The sequence below is a fragment of the Kitasatospora purpeofusca genome, assembly GCF_034043715.1.
GTDB classification, from domain to species: Bacteria; Actinomycetota; Actinomycetes; order Streptomycetales; family Streptomycetaceae; genus Kitasatospora; species Kitasatospora purpeofusca_A.
The window spans coordinates 8,812-26,871 of sequence record NZ_JAXCLC010000018.1 but is presented as its reverse complement, the minus strand read 5'-3'; the positions used below and the strand labels follow the sequence as shown (position 1 = coordinate 26,871).

Annotated in this window: 1 protein-coding gene (only partly in view); it reads right to left on the bottom strand. The window is 73.1% G+C overall.

Annotated elements, in window-relative coordinates; genetic code table 11:
* On the bottom strand, positions 1-18,060 hold the 5' portion of the coding sequence (locus tag SM793_RS12115) for a non-ribosomal peptide synthase/polyketide synthase (protein ID WP_320438125.1). Its footprint begins 9,714 nt before the window's first position; only the first 18,060 of its 27,774 coding nucleotides appear in the window; its start codon is at positions 18,058-18,060; its stop codon lies off the left edge, out of view.

The window sequence follows — 18,060 nt, the reverse complement described above, 5'->3', positions numbered from 1 at the left end:
GATGCCCAGGTCGAAGGAGATGGAGGAGAACAGCGGAGCACCACCCGTGCCGTGGGAGGCGTAGGTGTCCACCGTCCAGGTCAGGTAGTTGGCCAGACCGGCGTGGTGGATCATCACGCCCTTGGGGCGGCCGGTGGAGCCGGAGGTGTAGATGACGTAGGCGAGCTGTGCGGGGTCGGTCGAACGGGCGGGGACGGTTGTGGGTCCGTCGATCAGCTCGTTCACCAGCAACGTGGTGCCCTCGAAGGACCCCTCGGTGTCCGTGACCAGGATGGTGGCCCGGGTGTCCTCCAGGATGAACGCGCGGCGTTCGGCGGGCAGGGTCGGATCGAGCGGCAGGTACGCCGCACCGGCCTTCCAGATACCGAGGAGAACCGGCACCAGCTCCGGTCCGCGCTCCAAGCACACGCCGACGAGCGAGTCGGCGACCGCGCCGGCGGCGAGCAGGTGGTGCGCCACCTGGTTCGCCCGCTCCTCCACCTGCCGGTAGGAGAGCTTCACGCCACTCGCGACAACAGCGACGGCCTCCGGCGTCGCGGCGGCCTGCGCCTCGAACAGGTCCAGCACCGTCCCCGCCGGCCGCTCCACGCGACCACCCGAAGCCCAACCGCTAAGCAGCGAACGCTCGGCGTCCGCCAGGAACACCGCACCCGCGTCCCCGTCCGGGTCCCCCGCCATGGCCTCCAGCACCGAGCGGTACATCCCGCCCAGCCGCTCCAGGTTCTCCCGACTGACCACATCGGTCGCGCTGGTGAGTCCGAAACTGCCGCGCGAGACGACCACGTTGAGCGCGAACTCGTTGGTGCCGTCGACCATCGTCGCGTCGACGTCCACGGCCGCAGTGTCGACCAGGTGGAAGTCCAGGTACTCGAACAGGATGGTCAGCAGCTCACGCGAGTTCCCGGCCGCGCGCTGGATGGCGGGCAGCGGGTAGCGGCGGTGGGCCCAGATCTCGGTCTCCTGCCGGTACACCCCTTCCACCAGCTCACGCCAGGTACGCGCCGCACCCCGAGTCGCCGGGAACGGCAGGGTGTTGAGGTGCATGCCCAGCACCCGGTCCGCACCCGGCGCCTCCAGCCGACCGTGGTAGACGACACCGGTGTGGAAGGACTCCTCCACCGTCAGCATGCCCAGCACCTTGAGGTGCGCCGCCAGCAGCACACTCTTGAGTGACGTCTTCGCGTCGACGGCGAGCCGGCGGAGGTCGTCCTCCAGGTCCAGGTACGGGACGCGGAGGTGCAGCGGCTCGCGCACAGCCTCCGACCCGGCCCAGGCTGCGGGCAGTTGGGCCGGACTGTGGGTGTCCACGACGTCCAGCCAGAAGGACTGGTCGGACTCGCTGCTCAGCGACGCCTGCTCGGCGGCGATGAAGTCGGCGAAGCGAACGGCCGGAACTTCGTACGCCGGGACACCGCGACCCTCGACCAGGCTGCGGTAGCAGGTCAGGACCTCCATCAGCAGGGTGTGGTAGCTCCACCCCTCGGTGATGGCGTGAATGTGGCTGAACGTCATCCGCCACGCGGCGTCCGACTCGATGTGGACCGAGAGCCGCAGCAGCGGTCCGGCCTCGATGTCGAACCCGGCGGCGCGCTCCTGGCCCACGAAGGAGAAGGCGAGCTCGCTCTGCTGCTCGGCCGACAGCCCGCGGACATCGTGAACGCCGACCGGGATCCGCACCTCGCCGTGGACCAGCTGGAGCGGCTGCGCGTAGCCGGTCAGGTGCATGGTGGTCCGCAGGATGTCGTGGCGGGCCACGACGGTGTCCACGGCTTCGCGCATCGCCTCGGCGGAGAACGGCTGCACGTCCGGGATCCGGAAGGAGTTGATGTTCTGGTAGACGTGCTCGTCGCCGGAGGCCAGCATCTCGACCAGCATGCCGGTCTGCACCTGCGACAGCGGATAGGCGTCCACCACGCCCGCCGGGAGCTGCGCCCGGTCACGGTCGCCGATCAGCGCGAACGGCTCGACCGTCTCCACCAGGGAGCCGGTCACCTCCTGGCCGGCCACCCGGCCCGCCAGCGCGGCGATCGTCTTGAGCTGGAAGACGTCCGGGATCGAGACGTCGAAACCGGCCGCCCGAAGCGCACCGACCAGACGCACGGCGCGGATCGAGTCGCCGCCGAGGTCGAAGAAGCTGTCCTCGACACCGACCTCCGGCAGGCCCAGCACCTCGCACCAGACGGCGGCGAGACGCTCCTCCAGCGGCGTGCGCGGAGCGACGAACGCCGCACCGGCGAACGCGGCCAGGTCCGGCGCCGGAAGCGCTCGGTGGTCCACCTTGCCGTTGGCGGTCAGCGGGATCTCGGTCAGCTCGACGAAGGCCGCCGGGACCATGTACTCCGGCAGCGCGGCACCGAGGTGCTCGCGCACCGCGGCCACGTCCAGCACGACGCCGTCCGCCAGGACCAGGTAACCGATGAGGGACTTCTCGCCGGAACCGTGGGCGCGGACGGCCACGACGGCGTCGCGGACGTGGGGGTGTTCGCGCAGGCGGGCTTCGATCTCGCCGAGTTCGATGCGGTAGCCGCGGATCTTGACCTGGTTGTCGATGCGGCCGAGGGTCTCCAGGGTGCCGTCGGGAAGGAAGCGGGCGAGGTCGCCGGTGCGGTAGAGGCGGGAGCCGGCGGGGCCGTGCGGGTTGGGCAGGAACTTCTCGGCGGTGAGGTCGGGGCGGCCGAGGTAGCCGCGCGCCAGGCCCGCCCCGTCGATGTACACCTCGCCCGCGACGCCGATGGGGGTGGGCTGCAGGTCTTCGGTGAGGACGTACATGCCGGTGTTGGGGATCGGCGCACCCAGCGGGATCGCCTCGGTGGTGGGGAGGGTGTCGATGATCAGGCCGGAGTTGCCGATCGTGATCTCCGTGGGCCCGTACTCGGTGGCGACCTTCGTACCATCCGCACCGGCCAGCTGCTGCCAGCGCTCGGCCAGGGAGACGGGGAAGTTGTCACCGGCCGCGATCACCACACCCGCGAGGTCGCGAGCCTGGTCGGCGGACAGCTGGTGGGTGAGAAGGTCCAGGTGGCCGGGGGTGAGCTTCACGAAGCTGAACGGACCCGCCTCCGCCAGAGCCGAACCCAGCGACGCGGTGTCCAGGCCGTCCAGCAGCAGCGTGACGGCCTGGCCGCAGATCAGCGGCGTGAACAGGTCCGGAATACCCAGGTCGAAGGAGATGGAGGAGAACAGCGGAGCACCACCCGTGCCGTGGGAGGCGTAGGTGTCCACCGTCCAGGTCAGGTAGTTGGCCAGACCGGCGTGGTGGATCATCACGCCCTTGGGGCGGCCGGTGGAGCCGGAGGTGTAGATGACGTAGGCGAGCTGTGCGGGGTCGGTCGAACGCGCGGGGACGGTTGTCGGTCCGTCGATCAGCTCGTTCACCAGCAACGTGGTGCCCTCGAAGGACCCCTCGGTGTCCGTGACGAGGATCCGCGCGCGGGTGTCCTCCAGGATGAACGCGCGGCGTTCGGCGGGCAGGGTCGGGTCCAGCGGCAGGTAGGCCGCACCGGCCTTCCAGATACCGAGGAGAACCGGCACCAGCTCGGGGCCGCGCTCCAAGCACACACCCACCAGGGAGTCCGCGACCGCCCCGGCGGCGAGCAGGTGGTGCGCCACCTGGTTCGCCCGCTCCTCCACCTCACGGTAGGAGAAGCGAGCATCGCCGGTGACAACAGCGACGGCATCCGGCGTCGCGGCGGCCTGCGCCTCGAAGAGGTCCAGCACCGTCCCCGCCGGCCGCTCCACACGACCACCCGAAGCCCAACCGCCCAGCAGCGAACGCTCGGCCTCCGACAGGAACACCGCACCCGCATCCCCGTCCGGATCCCCCGCCATGGCCTCCAGCACCGAACGGTACATCCCGCCCAACCGCTCCAGGTTCTCGCCGCTCACGACGGCACCCGTGCTGTACAGGTTGATCCGGCCACTGCGGGCGATGACGTTGAGGCCGAACTCGTTGGCGTCGCTGCCCATGTTGGCCGACGTGTCCACGGCCGCAGTGTCGACCTGGTGGAAGTCCAGGTACTCGAACAGGATGGTCAGCAGCTCACGCGAGTTCCCGGCCGCGCGCTGGATCGCGGGCAGCGGGTACCGGCGGTGGGCCCAGATCTCGGTCTCCTGCCGGTACACCCCCTCCACCAGCTCACGCCACGTCCGCGCCGCACCCCGACTCGCCGGGAACGGCAGCGTGTTGAGGTGCATACCCAGCACCCGGTCCGCACCCGGCGCCTCCAGCCGACCGTGGTACACCACGCCGGTGTGGAAGGACTCCTCCACCGTCAGCATGCCCAGCACCTTGAGGTGCGCGGCGAGGAACACGCTCTTGAGCGACGTCTTCGCCGAGGCGGCGAGCCGCTGCAGGCCCTCCTCCAGGTCCGCGAAGGGCGCCCGGGCGTGGAAGGTCTCGCGCGACGCGGCTTCGTCCGCCGCCCAACTCGCGGGAATCCGGGCCGGGCTGTGGTTGTCGACGACCTGCTGCCAGAACGCCTGGACGCCCGTGTCGGTCAGGGCGGCCTGCTCGGCGGCGATGAAGTCGGCGTACCGGACGACGGGCGCCTCGTAGGGAGCCGGCTCCTGGCCGTCCCGCAGGCTGCGGTAGGCGGCGACGAGCTCCATCAGCAGGGTGTGGTAGCTCCACCCCTCGGTGATGGCGTGGATCTGACTGAACGTCATCCGCCAGGCGTCGGCGCCCTCGGTGTGGACGGCGATCCGCAGCAGCGGGGCCGCCGTGAGGTCGAAGCCGGCGGCGTACTCCTCGTCGACGTAGGCGAACGCGGCTTCCTGCTGCTGCTCCGCCGAGAGCGCGCTCACGTCGTGCACGGTGAGCGGGATCTCGACGTGCGCGTGGACGAGCTGGAGCGGCTGGCTGAAACCGTCCAGGTGCATCGAGGTGCGCAGGATGTCGTGGCGGGCGGCGACGACGGCGAGGGCCGCACGCATCGCGGCCTCGTCGAAGGGCGCGGCGTCGGGGATCCGGAAGGAGTTGATGTTCTGGTAGACGTGCTCGTCGGCCGAGGCCAGCATCTCGACCAGCATGCCGGTCTGCACCTGCGACAGCGGATACGCGTCCACCACGCCCGCCGGCAGCTGCGCCCGGTCACGGTCGCCGATCAGCGCGAACGGCTCGACCGTCTCCACCAGGGAACCGGCCACCTCCTGACCGGCCACCCGACCCGCCAGCGCGGCGATGGTCCTCAGCTGGAAGACGTCCGGGATCGAGACGTCGAAACCGGCCGCCCGAAGCGCACCCACCAGGCGCACGGCCCGGATCGAGTCACCGCCGAGGTCGAAGAAACTGTCCTCGACACCGACCCCCGACAGGCCCAGCACCTCGACCCACACCGCGGCGAGGCGCTCCTCCAGCGGCGTGCGCGGCGCGACGAACGCCGCACCCGCGAACGCGGCCAGATCCGGCGCCGGAAGCGCGCGCAGGTCCACCTTGCCGCTGCCGTTCAGCGGGACGGCGGCCAGCTCGACGAAGGCCGCCGGGACCATGTACTCCGGCAGGGCCTGCGCCAGGTGTGCCCGCAGCGCGGCGGTGTCGAGCGCCGCCCCGTCCGCCGGGACGACGTACGCGACCAGGGACTTCTCGCCCGCGTCGCTCTCGCGCACCGCCACGACGACGTCGCGGACGAGCGTGTGCTCGCGCAGGCGGGCCTCGATCTCGCCCAGCTCGATGCGGTAGCCGCGCACCTTCACCTGCTTGTCGATCCGGCCGAGGAAGTCGATCGAGCCGTCGGGGAGGAAGCGCGCCAGGTCACCGGTCCGGTAGAGGCGGCTTCCCGCCGCGCCGAAGGGGTTGGGGACGAACTTCTCCGCCGTGAGCCCGGCCCGGCGCAGGTAGCCCTGGGCGAGGCCGGGGCCGCCGATGTGCATCTCGCCGGGGACACCGACCGGCACCAGGTGCCCGTCCGCGTCGAGGAGGTGAATGGTGAGGTCGGACAGGCGGTGGCCGATGACGCTGCGGCCGGGGTGGGCCAGGTCGTGGTCGCCGATCCGGTGGTAGGTCGCGTAGACGGTGATCTCGGTCGGGCCGTACATGTTGACCAGGGCCGGGCACCGCACACCGAACCGGGCGGTCCACGGCTCCAGTTCGGACATGTCGAGTCGCTCGCCGGCGAAGACCACGGCGCGCAGGGCGAGCCCGTCCACGGCTGCCTCGGCCTCGCCGGCCAGGGCGGCCAGCGAGCGGAAGGCGGACGGGGTCTGGCACAGCACGGTGACCTGCTCGCGGACCAGCAGGTCCAGCAGGTCCTCCGGGGAGCGGCCGACGGTCGGCGGGACGACCACGAGCCGGGCGCCGTGCAGCAGGGCGCCCCACATCTCCCAGACGGAGACGTCGAAGGCGTAGGAGTGGAACAGCGCCCACACGTCCCCGGCCGAGAACTCGATCTGCTCGCGCGTCGCGGTGAACAGCCGGGCCACGTTGGCGTGGGTGAGGCAGACGCCCTTGGGCAGGCCGGTGGACCCGGAGGTGTAGATGACGTAGATCAGGTTGTCCGGCCGCACCTCGGTCACGGGGGCGGTGGCCGGACGGGCCGCGATCGCCTGCGCGTCGCGGTCGACGAGCACCCGGTTACCGGCGAACTCCAGTTCCGGCAGGGCGGAGTGGGTAACCAGGATCGGGGCCTGTGCGTCGGCCAGCATGTAGGCCAGGCGCTCGGCCGGGTTCACCGGGTCCAGCGGCAGGTACGCGGCACCGGACTTCAACACGCCCAGCAGCGTCGGGATCAGGTCCGGACCGCGCTCCAACGAAACGCCGACGATCACGTCCGGACCGGCACCGGCGGCCACCAGGTGGTGGGCGATCCGGTTGGCCCGCTCGTCCAGCTCCCGGTAGCTCAGGTGCACGTCCCCGCTGGTCAGCGCCACCGCCTCCGGGGAGGAGGCGGCCACGGCCGCGAACAGCTCGTGCACGGTCGCCGTCACCGGCTGCTCCACCGGCGTGTTCCACACCCCCAGCAGCAGCGCACGGTCCACCTCAGGCAGAACAGGACCGGTCGCGTCACCGAACGGATCCGCCGCCATCGCCTCCAGCACCGAGCGGTACATCGCCCCGAGCCGCGCCAGGTTCTCCGCCGCGAAGACGGTGCCCGCGCAGCTGAGCCTGAACGCGCCGCCGCTCGCGATGGCCACGAGGTCGAACTCGTTCGCACCCTCGCCCATGGTGGCCTCGACGTCCACGGAGTCGGCGTCGACCTGGTGGAAGTTCTGGTGGTCGAACAGCACCGAGAGCAGGGCGCCGACACCGCCGACACCGCCGGCGGCGCGCTGGATGGCCGGCAGCGGGTACCGGCGGTGCGACCAGATCTCGGTCTCCCGGGCGTACACGCCCTCGACCAGCTCGTGCCAGCTCCGCGCGCCCCGGCCCGCCGGGAACGGCAGGGTGTTGAGGTGCATACCGAGCACCCGGTCCGAGCCGGGAGCCTCAAGGCGGCCGTGGTAGACCACGCCGGTGTGGAACGCCTCCTCGGCGGTCAGCGCGCCCAGCACCTTCAAGTGCGCGGCCAGCAGCACGCTCTTCATCGAGGTCTTCGCCTCGACGGCCAGCTTGCGCAGGCCGTCCTCCAGGTCCGCGAACGGGACCCGCAGGCCGTGCCGCTCACTGGCGTCGGCGGACTCGTCGGCCCAACTGGTCGGCAGCACGAGCGGGCTGTGGGTGTCCACGACGCCCTGCCAGAACGCCTGCTCGGCGGGGTCGGCGAGAGCGGCCTGCTCGGCGGCGATGAAGTCCGCGTACCGGACGGCGGGCGCCTCGAACCCGGCCGGCTCCCGGCCGTCGCGCAGCTCGCGGTAGACCGCGACCAGCTCCACCAGCAGGGAGTTGACCGTCCAGCCGTCGGTGATCACGTGCAGGTGGCTGAAAGTGAGGCGCCAGGCGTCGTCGGCCTCGATGTGCACGGCCAGCCGCAGCAGCGGCCCCTCGGCGAGGTCGAACCCGGCCGTGCGGTCCTCCTCGACCCAGGCCAGGGTCTGCCGCGTCTGCTCCTCCGGCTCCAGCCCCCGCAGGTCGGTGACCAGCACGGGGACGGCGACGTCGGCGCGGACCAGCTGGAGCGGCTGCGAGAAGCCGTCCAGGTGCATGGTCGTCCGCAGGACCTCGTGCCGGGCGACGACCGTGTCCACGGCCGCGCGCATGGCCTCCGCGTCGAAGGAGCGAGGGTCCGGGATCCGGAAGGAGGTGATGTTCCGGTAGGTGTTCCGGCCGTCGCCGGCCAGCATCTCGACCAGCATGCCGGTCTGCACCTGCGACAGCGGGTACGCGTCCACGGCGTCCACCGGCAGCAGCGCCCGGTCCCGCCCGGTGACGAGTGCGAACGGCTCCACGGCCGTGACCAGCGAGTGGCCGAGGTCGCGGGTGCCCAGCAGCTCGGCGAGGGCGGCGACAGTGCGGTTCTGGAAGACGTCGGGGATCGAGACGTCGAAACCGGCGGCACGCAGCGCACCGACCAGGCGCACGGCCCGGATCGAGTCGCCGCCGAGGTCGAAGAAGCTGTCCTCGACACCCACCTCCGGCAGGTCCAGCACCTCGCACCAGACGGCGGCGAGGCGCTCCTCCAGCGGCGTGCGCGGGGCGAGGTACTCCTCGGTGGCGAAGGCGGCCAGATCGGGCGCGGGCAGGGCGCGGTGGTCGACCTTGCCGTTGCCGGTGAGGGGGATGCGGTCGATCAGCTGGTAGGCCACGGGGACCATGTAGTCGGGCAGGGCGGCCCCGAGGTACGCGCGCAGGGCGGTGGTGTCGGGGGTCGCGTCCTCGGCCGGGACCAGGTAGGCGGTGAGGCGCTTGTTGCCGGGCTGCGGCTCGCGGACGGTCACGACGGCGTCGCGGACGTGGGGGTGTTCGCGCAGGCGGGCTTCGATCTCGCCGAGTTCGATGCGGTAGCCGCGGATTTTGACCTGGTTGTCGATGCGGCCGAGGGTCTCCAGGGTGCCGTCGGGGAGGAAGCGGGCGAGGTCGCCGGTGCGGTAGAGGCGGGAGCCGGCGGGGCCGTGGGGGTTGGGGAGGAACTTGTCGGCGGTGAGGTCGGGGCGGCCGAGGTAGCCGCGCGCCAGACCCGCCCCGTCGATGTACACCTCGCCCGCGACGCCGATCGGGGTCGGCCGCAGGTCCTCGGTGAGGACGTACATGCCCGTGTTCGGGATCGGCGCACCGAGCGGGATGGCCTCGGTCACCGGGAGGGTGTCGATGATCAGACCGGAGTTGCCGATCGTGATCTCGGTGGGCCCGTACTCCGTTGCCACCTTCGTACCGTCCGTGCCGGCCAGCTCCCGCCAGCGCTCGGCGAGGGAGACGGGGAAGTTGTCACCGGCCGCGATCACCACACCGGCGAGGTCGCGGGCCTGCTCAGCGGACAGCTGGTGCGTGAGGAGGTCGAGGTGGCCGGGGGTGAGCTTCACGAAGCTGAACGGACCCGCCTCGGCGAGCGCCGCGCCCAGGGAGGCGGTGTCGATGCCGTCCGGCAGCAGGGTGACCGCCTGGCCGCAGATCAGCGGCGTGAACAGGTCGGGGATACCCAGGTCGAACGAGATCGACGAGAACAACGGGGCACCACCGTTGCCGTGCGAGGCGTAGGTGTCCACCGTCCACGCCAGGTAGTTGGCCAGACCGGCGTGCTGGACCATCACACCCTTCGGACGACCCGTGGAACCGGACGTGTAGATCACATACGCCAGCTGCGCCGGGTCGGTCGAACGCGCCGGAGCCGTGGTGGGGCGACGGTTCAAGCGGCGGTCGGTGTCCAGGACGACAAGGGTGCCCTGGTGAACGGCCGAGAGCGTGGCGGTGTGTGCGGTGCTGGTGACCAGGACCGGGGCCGCCGTGTCCGTGAGGATGTACGCGAGGCGTTCGGCGGGAAGGGTCGGATCGAGCGGCAGATAGGCCGCACCGGCCTTCCAGATGCCCAGCAGGACGGGCACCAGCTCCGGACCGCGCTCCAGGCACACGCCCACCAGCGAGTCCGCGACCGCACCGGCGGCGAGCAGGTGGTGCGCCACCTGGTTCGCCCGCTCCTCCACCTGCCGGTAGGAGAGCCTGACGTCACCCGCGACAACAGCGACGGCGTCCGGCGTCGCGGCGGCCTGCGCCTCGAACAGGTCCAGCACCGTCCCCGCCGGCCGCTCCACGCGACCACCCGAAGCCCAACCACCCAGCAGCGAAAGCTCGGTGTCCGACAGGAACACCGCACCCGCGTCCCCGTCCGGGTCCCCCGCCATGGCCTCCAGCACCGAGCGGTACATCCCGCCCAACCGCTCCAGGTTCTCCCGGCCGACCACATCGGTCGAGCTGCTCAGCCCCAGATTTCCGCCCCGGGCAATGGCGTTGAGCCCGAACTCGTTGCCGCCGACGCCCATGGTGGCGGTGGCGTCGATCGTGTCGGTGTCGACCTGGTGGAAGTCCAGGTACTCGAACAGGATGCCGAGCAGGTCGCCCGAGGCGCCGGCCGCGCGCTGGATGGCGGGCAGCGGGTACCGGCGGTGCGACCAGATCTCGGTCTCCTGCCGGTACACCCCCTCCACCAGCTCACGCCACGTACGCGCCGCACCCCGACTCGCCGGGAACGGCAGCGTGTTGAGGTGCATGCCCAGCACCCGGTCCGCACCCGGCGCCTCCAGCCGACCGTGGTAGACCACGCCGGTGTGGAAGGACTCCTCCACCGTCAGCATGCCCAGCACCTTGAGATGCGCCGCCAGCAGCACACTCTTGAGTGACGTCTTAGCCGAGGCCGCCAGCGCCCGCAGGCCCTCCTCCAGGTCTCCGTACGGCACCCGTACGTGCACCTTCTCGCGGGTGGCACCCTGCTCCGCCCAGGAGGCGGGGAGCGCGGTCGGGGCGTGGGTGGTCACCACGTCCTGCCAGAACGCCTGGTCGTCGGCGTCGGCCAGCGAGGTGAGTTCGGCCGCGATGAAGTCGGCGTACCGGACGGCGGGGGCCTCGTACGCGGGCAGACCGTGGCCCTCGACCAGGCTGCGGTAGCAGGCCAGAACCTCCATCAGCAGGGTGTGGTAGCTCCACCCCTCGGTCACGGCGTGGATGTGGCTGAACGTCATCCGCCAGGCGCTGTCGGCCTCGACGTGCACGGCGACCCGCAGCAGCGGCGCGGCCGTGAGTTCGAAGCCCGCCGCCCGCTCGGCGGCGACGTACGCCGTCGCGCGCCCGGTCTGCTCCTCGGCGGACAGGCCGCGCAGGTCGTGCACGGCGAGCGGGACGTCGACCTGTGCGTGGACGAGCTGGAGCGGCCGGCTGAAACCGTCCAGGTGCATCGAGGTGCGCAGGATGTCGTGGCGGGCGACGACGGTGGCGAGCGCCTCCCGCATCGCCTCGGCGGAGAACGGCCGACTGTCCGGGATCCGGAAGGAGTTGATGTTCTGGTAGACGTGCTCGTCACCGGAGGCCAGCATCTCGACCAGCATGCCGGTCTGCACCTGCGACAGCGGATAGGCGTCCACCACGCCCGCCGGGAGGGAAGCCCGGTCCCGGTCACCGATCAGCGCGAACGGCTCGACCGTCTCCACCAGGGAACCGGTCACCTCCTGACCGGCCACCCGACCCGCCAGCGCGGCGATCGTCTTCAGCCGGAACATGTCCGGGATCGAGACGTCGAAACCGGCCGCCCTAAGCGCACCGACCAGACGGACGGCCCGGATCGAGTCACCGCCGAGGTCGAAGAAACTGTCCTCGACACCGACCCCCGGCAGGCCCAGCACCTCGGCCCACACCGCGGCGATGCGCTCCTCCACCGGGGTACGCGGCGCGACGAACGCCGCACCCGCGAACGCGGCCAGGTCCGGCGCCGGGAGGGCGCGCAGGTCGACCTTGCCGTTGGCGGTCAGCGGGACGGCGGCCAGCTCGACGAAGGCCGCCGGGACCATGTACTCCGGCAGCGCGGCACCGAGGCAGGTGCGCAGCTCGGCCGCGTTCAGGGTGGCGCCGGGGGCGACGACCAGGTAGGCGGCGAGGGTCTTCTCCCCCGCCTCGCCCTCGCGCACCGCCACCACGGCGTCGCGCACCGACGGGTGCTCGCGCAGCGCCGCCTCGATCTCGCCCAGCTCGATGCGGTAGCCGCGGATCTTGACCTGCTTGTCGATCCGGCCGAGGGACTCCATGGTGCCGTCGGCCAGGCGGACGGCGAGGTCGCCGCTGCGGTAGAGGCGGGAGCCGGCGGGACCGTACGGGTCGGGGACGAAGCGCTCGGCGGTCAGCTCGGGGCGGTTGAGGTAGCCGCGGGCGGCGGCCGGGCCGCCGACGTAGATCTCGCCGGGGACGCCGACCGGCACCAACTGCCCGTCGGCGTCGAGGATGTGGATGGTGAGGTCGGTGAGCGGGGAGCCGATGGGGCTGTGGGCGGGGCGGGCGAGGTCGTCCTCGGTCACCCGGTGGTAGGTGGAGTGGACGGTGGTCTCGGTGATCCCGTACATGTTGATCAGCGCGGGGCGGTGGGCGCCGAGGCGGGCCGTCCAGGGCCGGAGTTCGGACATGTCGAGCCGCTCGCCGGCGAAGACCACGGCGCGCAGGGCGAGCCCGTCCACGGCTGCCCCGGCGTCGCCGGCCAGGGCGGCCAGCGAGCGGAAGGCGGTCGGGGTCTGGCACAGCACGGTGGCCCGCTCGCGGACCAGCAGGTCCAGCAGGTCCTGGGGGGAGCGGGTCACCGTCGGCGGGAGGACGACGAGGCGGCCGCCGTGCAGCAGGGCGCCCCACATCTCCCAGACGGAGACGTCGAAGGCGTAGGAGTGGAAGAGGGGCCAGACGTCGTCGGCGCCGAAGGCGTACTGGTCGCGGGTGGAGTCGAAGAGGCGGACGACGTTGGCGTGGGTGAGGCAGACGCCCTTGGGCAGGCCGGTGGAGCCGGAGGTGTAGATGACGTAGATGAGGTTGTCCGGCCGCACCTCGGTCACGGGGGCGGTGGCCGGACGGGCCGCGATCGCCTCCGCGTCACGGTCCAGGACGACCCGGGTGCCGGCGAACTCCGGTGCGGTGACGGCGGAGTGGGTGACCAGGATCGGCGCCTGCGCGTCGGCCAGCATGTAGGCCAGCCGCTCGGCCGGGTTCACCGGGTCCAACGGCAGGTAGGCGGCACCGGACTTCAAGACACCCAGCAGCGTCGGGATCAGGTCCGGACCGCGCTCCAGGCAGACGCCGACGATGACGTCCGGTCCCGCGCCCAGCGCCACCAGGTGGTGGGCGATCCGGTTGGCCCGCTCGTCCAGCTCCCGGTAGGACAGGTGCAGTTCGCCGCTGGTCAGCGCCACCGCGTCCGGGGAGGAGGCGGCCACGGCCGCGAACAGCTCGTGCACGGCCTCCGTCACCGGCTGCCCGGTGGTGGCGTTCCAGGCGCCGAGCAGCAGCTCGCGCTCGCCCTCGGGCAGGACGGCGCCCCGGGCGCTGCCCTCCCCGCCGGCGGCCATCGCGGCCAGCACGGCGCGGTACATCGAGCCGAGGCGCGCCAGGTTCTCCCGGCTCACCACGGCGGTCGTGGTGCTGAGGTCGATGCCGCCGCCGCGGGAGGTCGCGGTGAGCTCGAACTCGTTGCCGCCGTCGCGCAGTCCGCCGTCGACCTCGGTGGTGTCGCGGTCGACCTGGTGGAAGTCCTGGTGGTCGAACAGCACCGGCAGCAGCTCGCCGCCGACACCGGCGGCGCGCTGGATCGCGGGCAGCGGGTAGCGGCGGTGCGACCAGATCTCGGTCTCCTGGCGGCGCACCCGCTCGACCAGCTCGCGCCAGGTGCGGGCGGCGCCCGGACGGGCCGGGAACGGCAGGGTGTTGAGGTGCATGCCGAGCACCCGGTCGGAGCCGACCGCCTCCAGACGGCCGTGGTACACGACGCCGGTGTGGACGGCCTCCTCCCTGGACAGCGTGCCCAGCACCTTGAGGTGGGCGGCCAGCAGCACGGTCTTCAGCGAGGCGCCGGACTCGGCCGCGAGCGTGCGCAGCCCGTCCGCCAGGTCGCCGTACGGGACGCGCAGGTGCAGCGGCTCCGCGGACACCGGACCACCGGCCGCCGCCCAGGAGGCGGGGACGGACACCGGCGCGTGGGTGCCCACGACCCCGGCCCAGAACGCCTGCTCGGCCGGGTCGGCCAGCGCGTCCAGCTCGGCGGCGACGAAGTCGGCGTAGCGCACGGCGGGCGCCTCGGACGCCGCCGGCTCCCGGCCGTCGCGCAGCGCGCGGTAGCAGTCCAGCAGCTCCGCCAGCAGCGAGTTGACGGTCCAGCCGTCGGTCACGGCGTGCGAGTGGCTGAAGGTGAGCCGCCAGGCTTCGTCGGACTCGATGTGCACGGCGATCCGCAGCAGCGGCGCGGCGGTCAGCTCGAACCAGGCGGCGCGCTCCTCGCGGCCGAAGTCCTCGGCGAGCCGCTCCTGCCGCTCGGCCGACAGGGCGCGCACGTCGCTCACCGCGACCGGGACCTCGGCCCGCGCGTGCACCAGCTGCAGCGGGCGGCCGAAGCCCTCCAGGTGGACGGAGGTGCGCAGGATCTCGTGCCGGCCGGTGAGCAGTGCGACGGCCGCGCACAGCGCCTCGGCGGAGAACGGCTCGGTGTCGGGGATCCGGTAGGAGCTGATGTTGCGGTAGGCGTTGCCGCCCTCGCCGGTCAGCATCTCGACCAGCATGCCGGTCTGTACCTGCGACAGCGGGTAGGCGTCCACGGCGTCGGCGGGCAGCAGCGCCCGGTCGGCGGCGTCGATCAGCGCGAACGGCGCGACCGCGGTGGCGGCGGCGGGGGTGTCGCGGTCGGCGACGACGGCGGCCAGCGCGGCGACCGTCCGGTGTTCGAAGAGGTCCCGGACGGCGACCTCGTACCCGGCCTCGCGCAGCGCGCCGGCCAGCCGGACGGCGCGGATGGAGTCGCCACCGAGGTCGAAGAAGCCGTCCTCGGCGCCGACCCGCGGCAGGCCGAGCACCTCGGCCCACACCCGGGCGATCCGCTGCTCGGTCTCCGTGCGCGGGGCGACGTACCGGCGGGCGGCGAGGTCCTCGGCGCCCGGCGCGGGCAGTGCCCGCCGGTCGAGCTTGCCGTTGGGGGTCAGCGGCAGTGCCTCCAGCGCGACGACCGCCGACGGGACCATGTACTCGGGCAGCCGGGCGGCGACCAGCTCGCGCACCTCGCGGGCCTCGATCCGGGCGCCCGGCGCGGCCACCGCGTAGGCGACGATCGTCCGGTCCCCGGGCCGGTCCTCGCGGACGACGACGGCGGCCTGCCGGACGCCGGGGCAGCCGGTGACGGCGGCCTCGATCTCGCCGGGCTCGATCCGGTAGCCGCGGACCTTGACCTGCTCGTCGGTGCGGCCGACGTACTCCAGCCGGCCGTTCCGGCGGCGGCGCACCAGGTCGCCGGTGCGGTAGAGCCGCTCACCGGCGGCGCCGAACGGGTTCGGCAGGAAGCGCTCGGCGGTCAGCTCCGGGCGGCGCAGGTAGCCGCGGGCGAGCTGGTGGCCGGCGACGTACAGCTCGCCCGCCGCACCGGCCGGGACCGGGCGCAGGGCGGCGTCGAGCACGTGCAGCCGGGTGTTGCGGACCGGGCTGCCGAGCGGCACGGTCGCGGTGTCGGCGGCCGGGTCGAAGGTGTGGGTGGTGATCTGGACGGTGGTCTCGGTCGGGCCGTACAGGTTGTGGATCCGCACGCCCCAGGCGGCGGTGACCTCGGCGGCGAGCGCGGGGGCGATCGGCTCGCCGCCGACGAACACCCGGCGCAGCGGCAGCGGCGCGCCCGGGCGGTGGGCGCGGGCGGCCACGGCGAGCAGCGAGGGGACGAACTGGGCGACGGTGACACCGTGGTCGGCGATGTGGGCGAGCAGCAGCTCGGGGTCGCGCAGCACCTCGGCGGGGGCGACCCGGACGGCGGCGCCGGTCAGCAGGGGCAGCCACAGCTCCCACACCGAGGCGTCGAAGGTCAGCGCGGTGCGGGACAGCACCCGGTCGTCGGCGGCGAGCGGGAACTCGGCGGCCATCCAGGCCATCTGGTTGGCGAGGGCGCCGTGGCCGACCAGGACGCCCTTGGGGCGGCCGGTGGAGCCGGAGGTGTAGATGGCGTAGGCGGGGTGGGCGGGCAGCAGCGGCACGGTCCGCTCGGCGTCGGCGGGGGCGGTGGCGGGCTGTGCGGCGAGCGCCTCGGCGGTGGCGTCGGTGCCGAGGACGATCCGGGCGAGGGCCGGGTCGGTGAGCAGGCCGTCGGTGCCGGCGGCGGTCAGGGCGAGGGCCGGGCGGGCGTCGGCGAGCTGGAAGGCGATCCGCTCGGCGGGGTGGGCCGGGTCGATCGGCAGGTAGGCGGCGCCGGACTTGAGTACGGCGAGCACGGCGACGACCAGCTCGGCGGAGCGCGGCAGGGCGAGGGCGACCAGCTGCTCGGGGCCGACGCCGCGGCCGATCAGCAGCCGGGCGAGGCGGTTGGACCGCTCGTCCAGCTCCCGGTAGTCGAGTGCGGTGTCCCGGAACAGGACGGCGGGCGCGTCGGGGGTGCGGCGGGCCTGCTCGGCGAAGAGCGCGGGCACGGTGGCGGTGGCGGTGACGGCGAGCGGCCCGTCGGCACCGGCCGGCGCCTGCGTCTGCGTCTGCGCGTGCCCCTGCCCCTGCGTCTGCGTCTGCCCCTGCCCCTGCCCCTGCCCCTGCCCCTGCGTCAACGCCAGCTCGGCCTCGTCGAGCATCGGCAGGGCGGAGAGCCGGGCGGCCGGGTCGGCGGTGGCGGCGTCCAGCAGCCGGACGTAGTGCGCGGCCATCCGCTCGACGGTCTCCCGGTCGAACAGGGCGGTGGCGTAGCGCAGCCGGGCGTGCAGCGCGCCGTCCCTGGCGTCCTCGATGTCGAGGGTGAGGTCGGTCTTGGCGATGCGGTCGGCGGTCTCGGCGCGCACGCTCAGGCCGGGCAGCTCGAAGGCCGGGGCCTGGTGCTCGCGAAGGATGAAGTCGGCCTGGTAGAGCGGGGTGCGGGAGGCGTCGCGCTCCGGCTGCAGCTCGTCGACGAGACGGGCGAAGGGCACCGCCTGGTGGGCGAAGGCGTCCAGCACGGTGGCGCGGCCGGCGTCGAGGAGGTCCCCGAAGGCCGGGTCGCCGGTCCAGCCGAGGCGGGCGACGACGACGTTGATGCCGTAGCCGATCAGCGGCTGCAGCTCGGGCCGGGCGCGGCCGGAGACGGTGACGCCGACCGGGATGTCGCTGCCGCCGGTCCAACGGGCCAGCAGGCCCTGGAAGGCGGTGAGCAGCACGGTGAAGCGGGTGGTGTCGTGGGCCGTGGCCAGCGCGAGGGCGCGGCGGGCGGTCTCCGCGGGGACGGTGAAGGAGACGGCGTCGCCGGCCGGGTCGCGGCGGGCCGGGCGCGGCCGGTCGGTGGGCAGGTCGAGGACGGGCACGCCGGCGAGCCGCTCGCGCCAGTGGCCGAGCTGGCGCTCCAGGGCCTCGCCGGTGACCTCGCGGCGCTGCCAGGCGGCGAAGTCGGCGTACTGGACCGGCAGCGGCGCCAGCGGGTCGGCCCGGCCCGCCGTATACGCGGCGTAGCGGGTGCCGAGCTCCTCGGCGAACAGGCCGACCGACCAGGCGTCGCAGGCGATGTGGTGGAAGGTGACCACCAGCAGGTGGTCGTCCTCGGCGAGGGCGATCAGCCGGGCCCGGGCGGAGAGGTCCCGCTCCAGGTCGAACGGGGTGGCGATCTCGGTCTCGGCCGCCGCGCGGGCGTGCCGCTCGCGCTCGGCGGCCGGGACGGCGGTCAGGTCGGTGACCGGCAGCGGCGCCGGGCGGGGCTCCTCGACCACCTGGACCGGCTCCTCGCCCACCAGCGCGTAGCGGGTGCGCAGGATCTCGTGCCGGGCGACGATCCCGGTCCAGGCGGCACCGAGCGCCTCGCGGTCGAGGGCGCCGGTCAGACGCAGCACCAGCGGCACCAGGTACTCGGCGCTGTCCGGCTCCAGGCGGTTGAGGAACCACATCTGCTGCTGGCCGAAGGACAGCGGCAGCGGCTGCTCCCGGTCGGCCCGGGTGATGACGGACCGGCGACCCCCTCGCTTGCCGGCCAGCCGGCGCCGCAGCAGCTCCTCGCGCCGCTGTGCCACGTCCTGCTCGGTCGACCGCTTGTCGCCGGTGCTCAT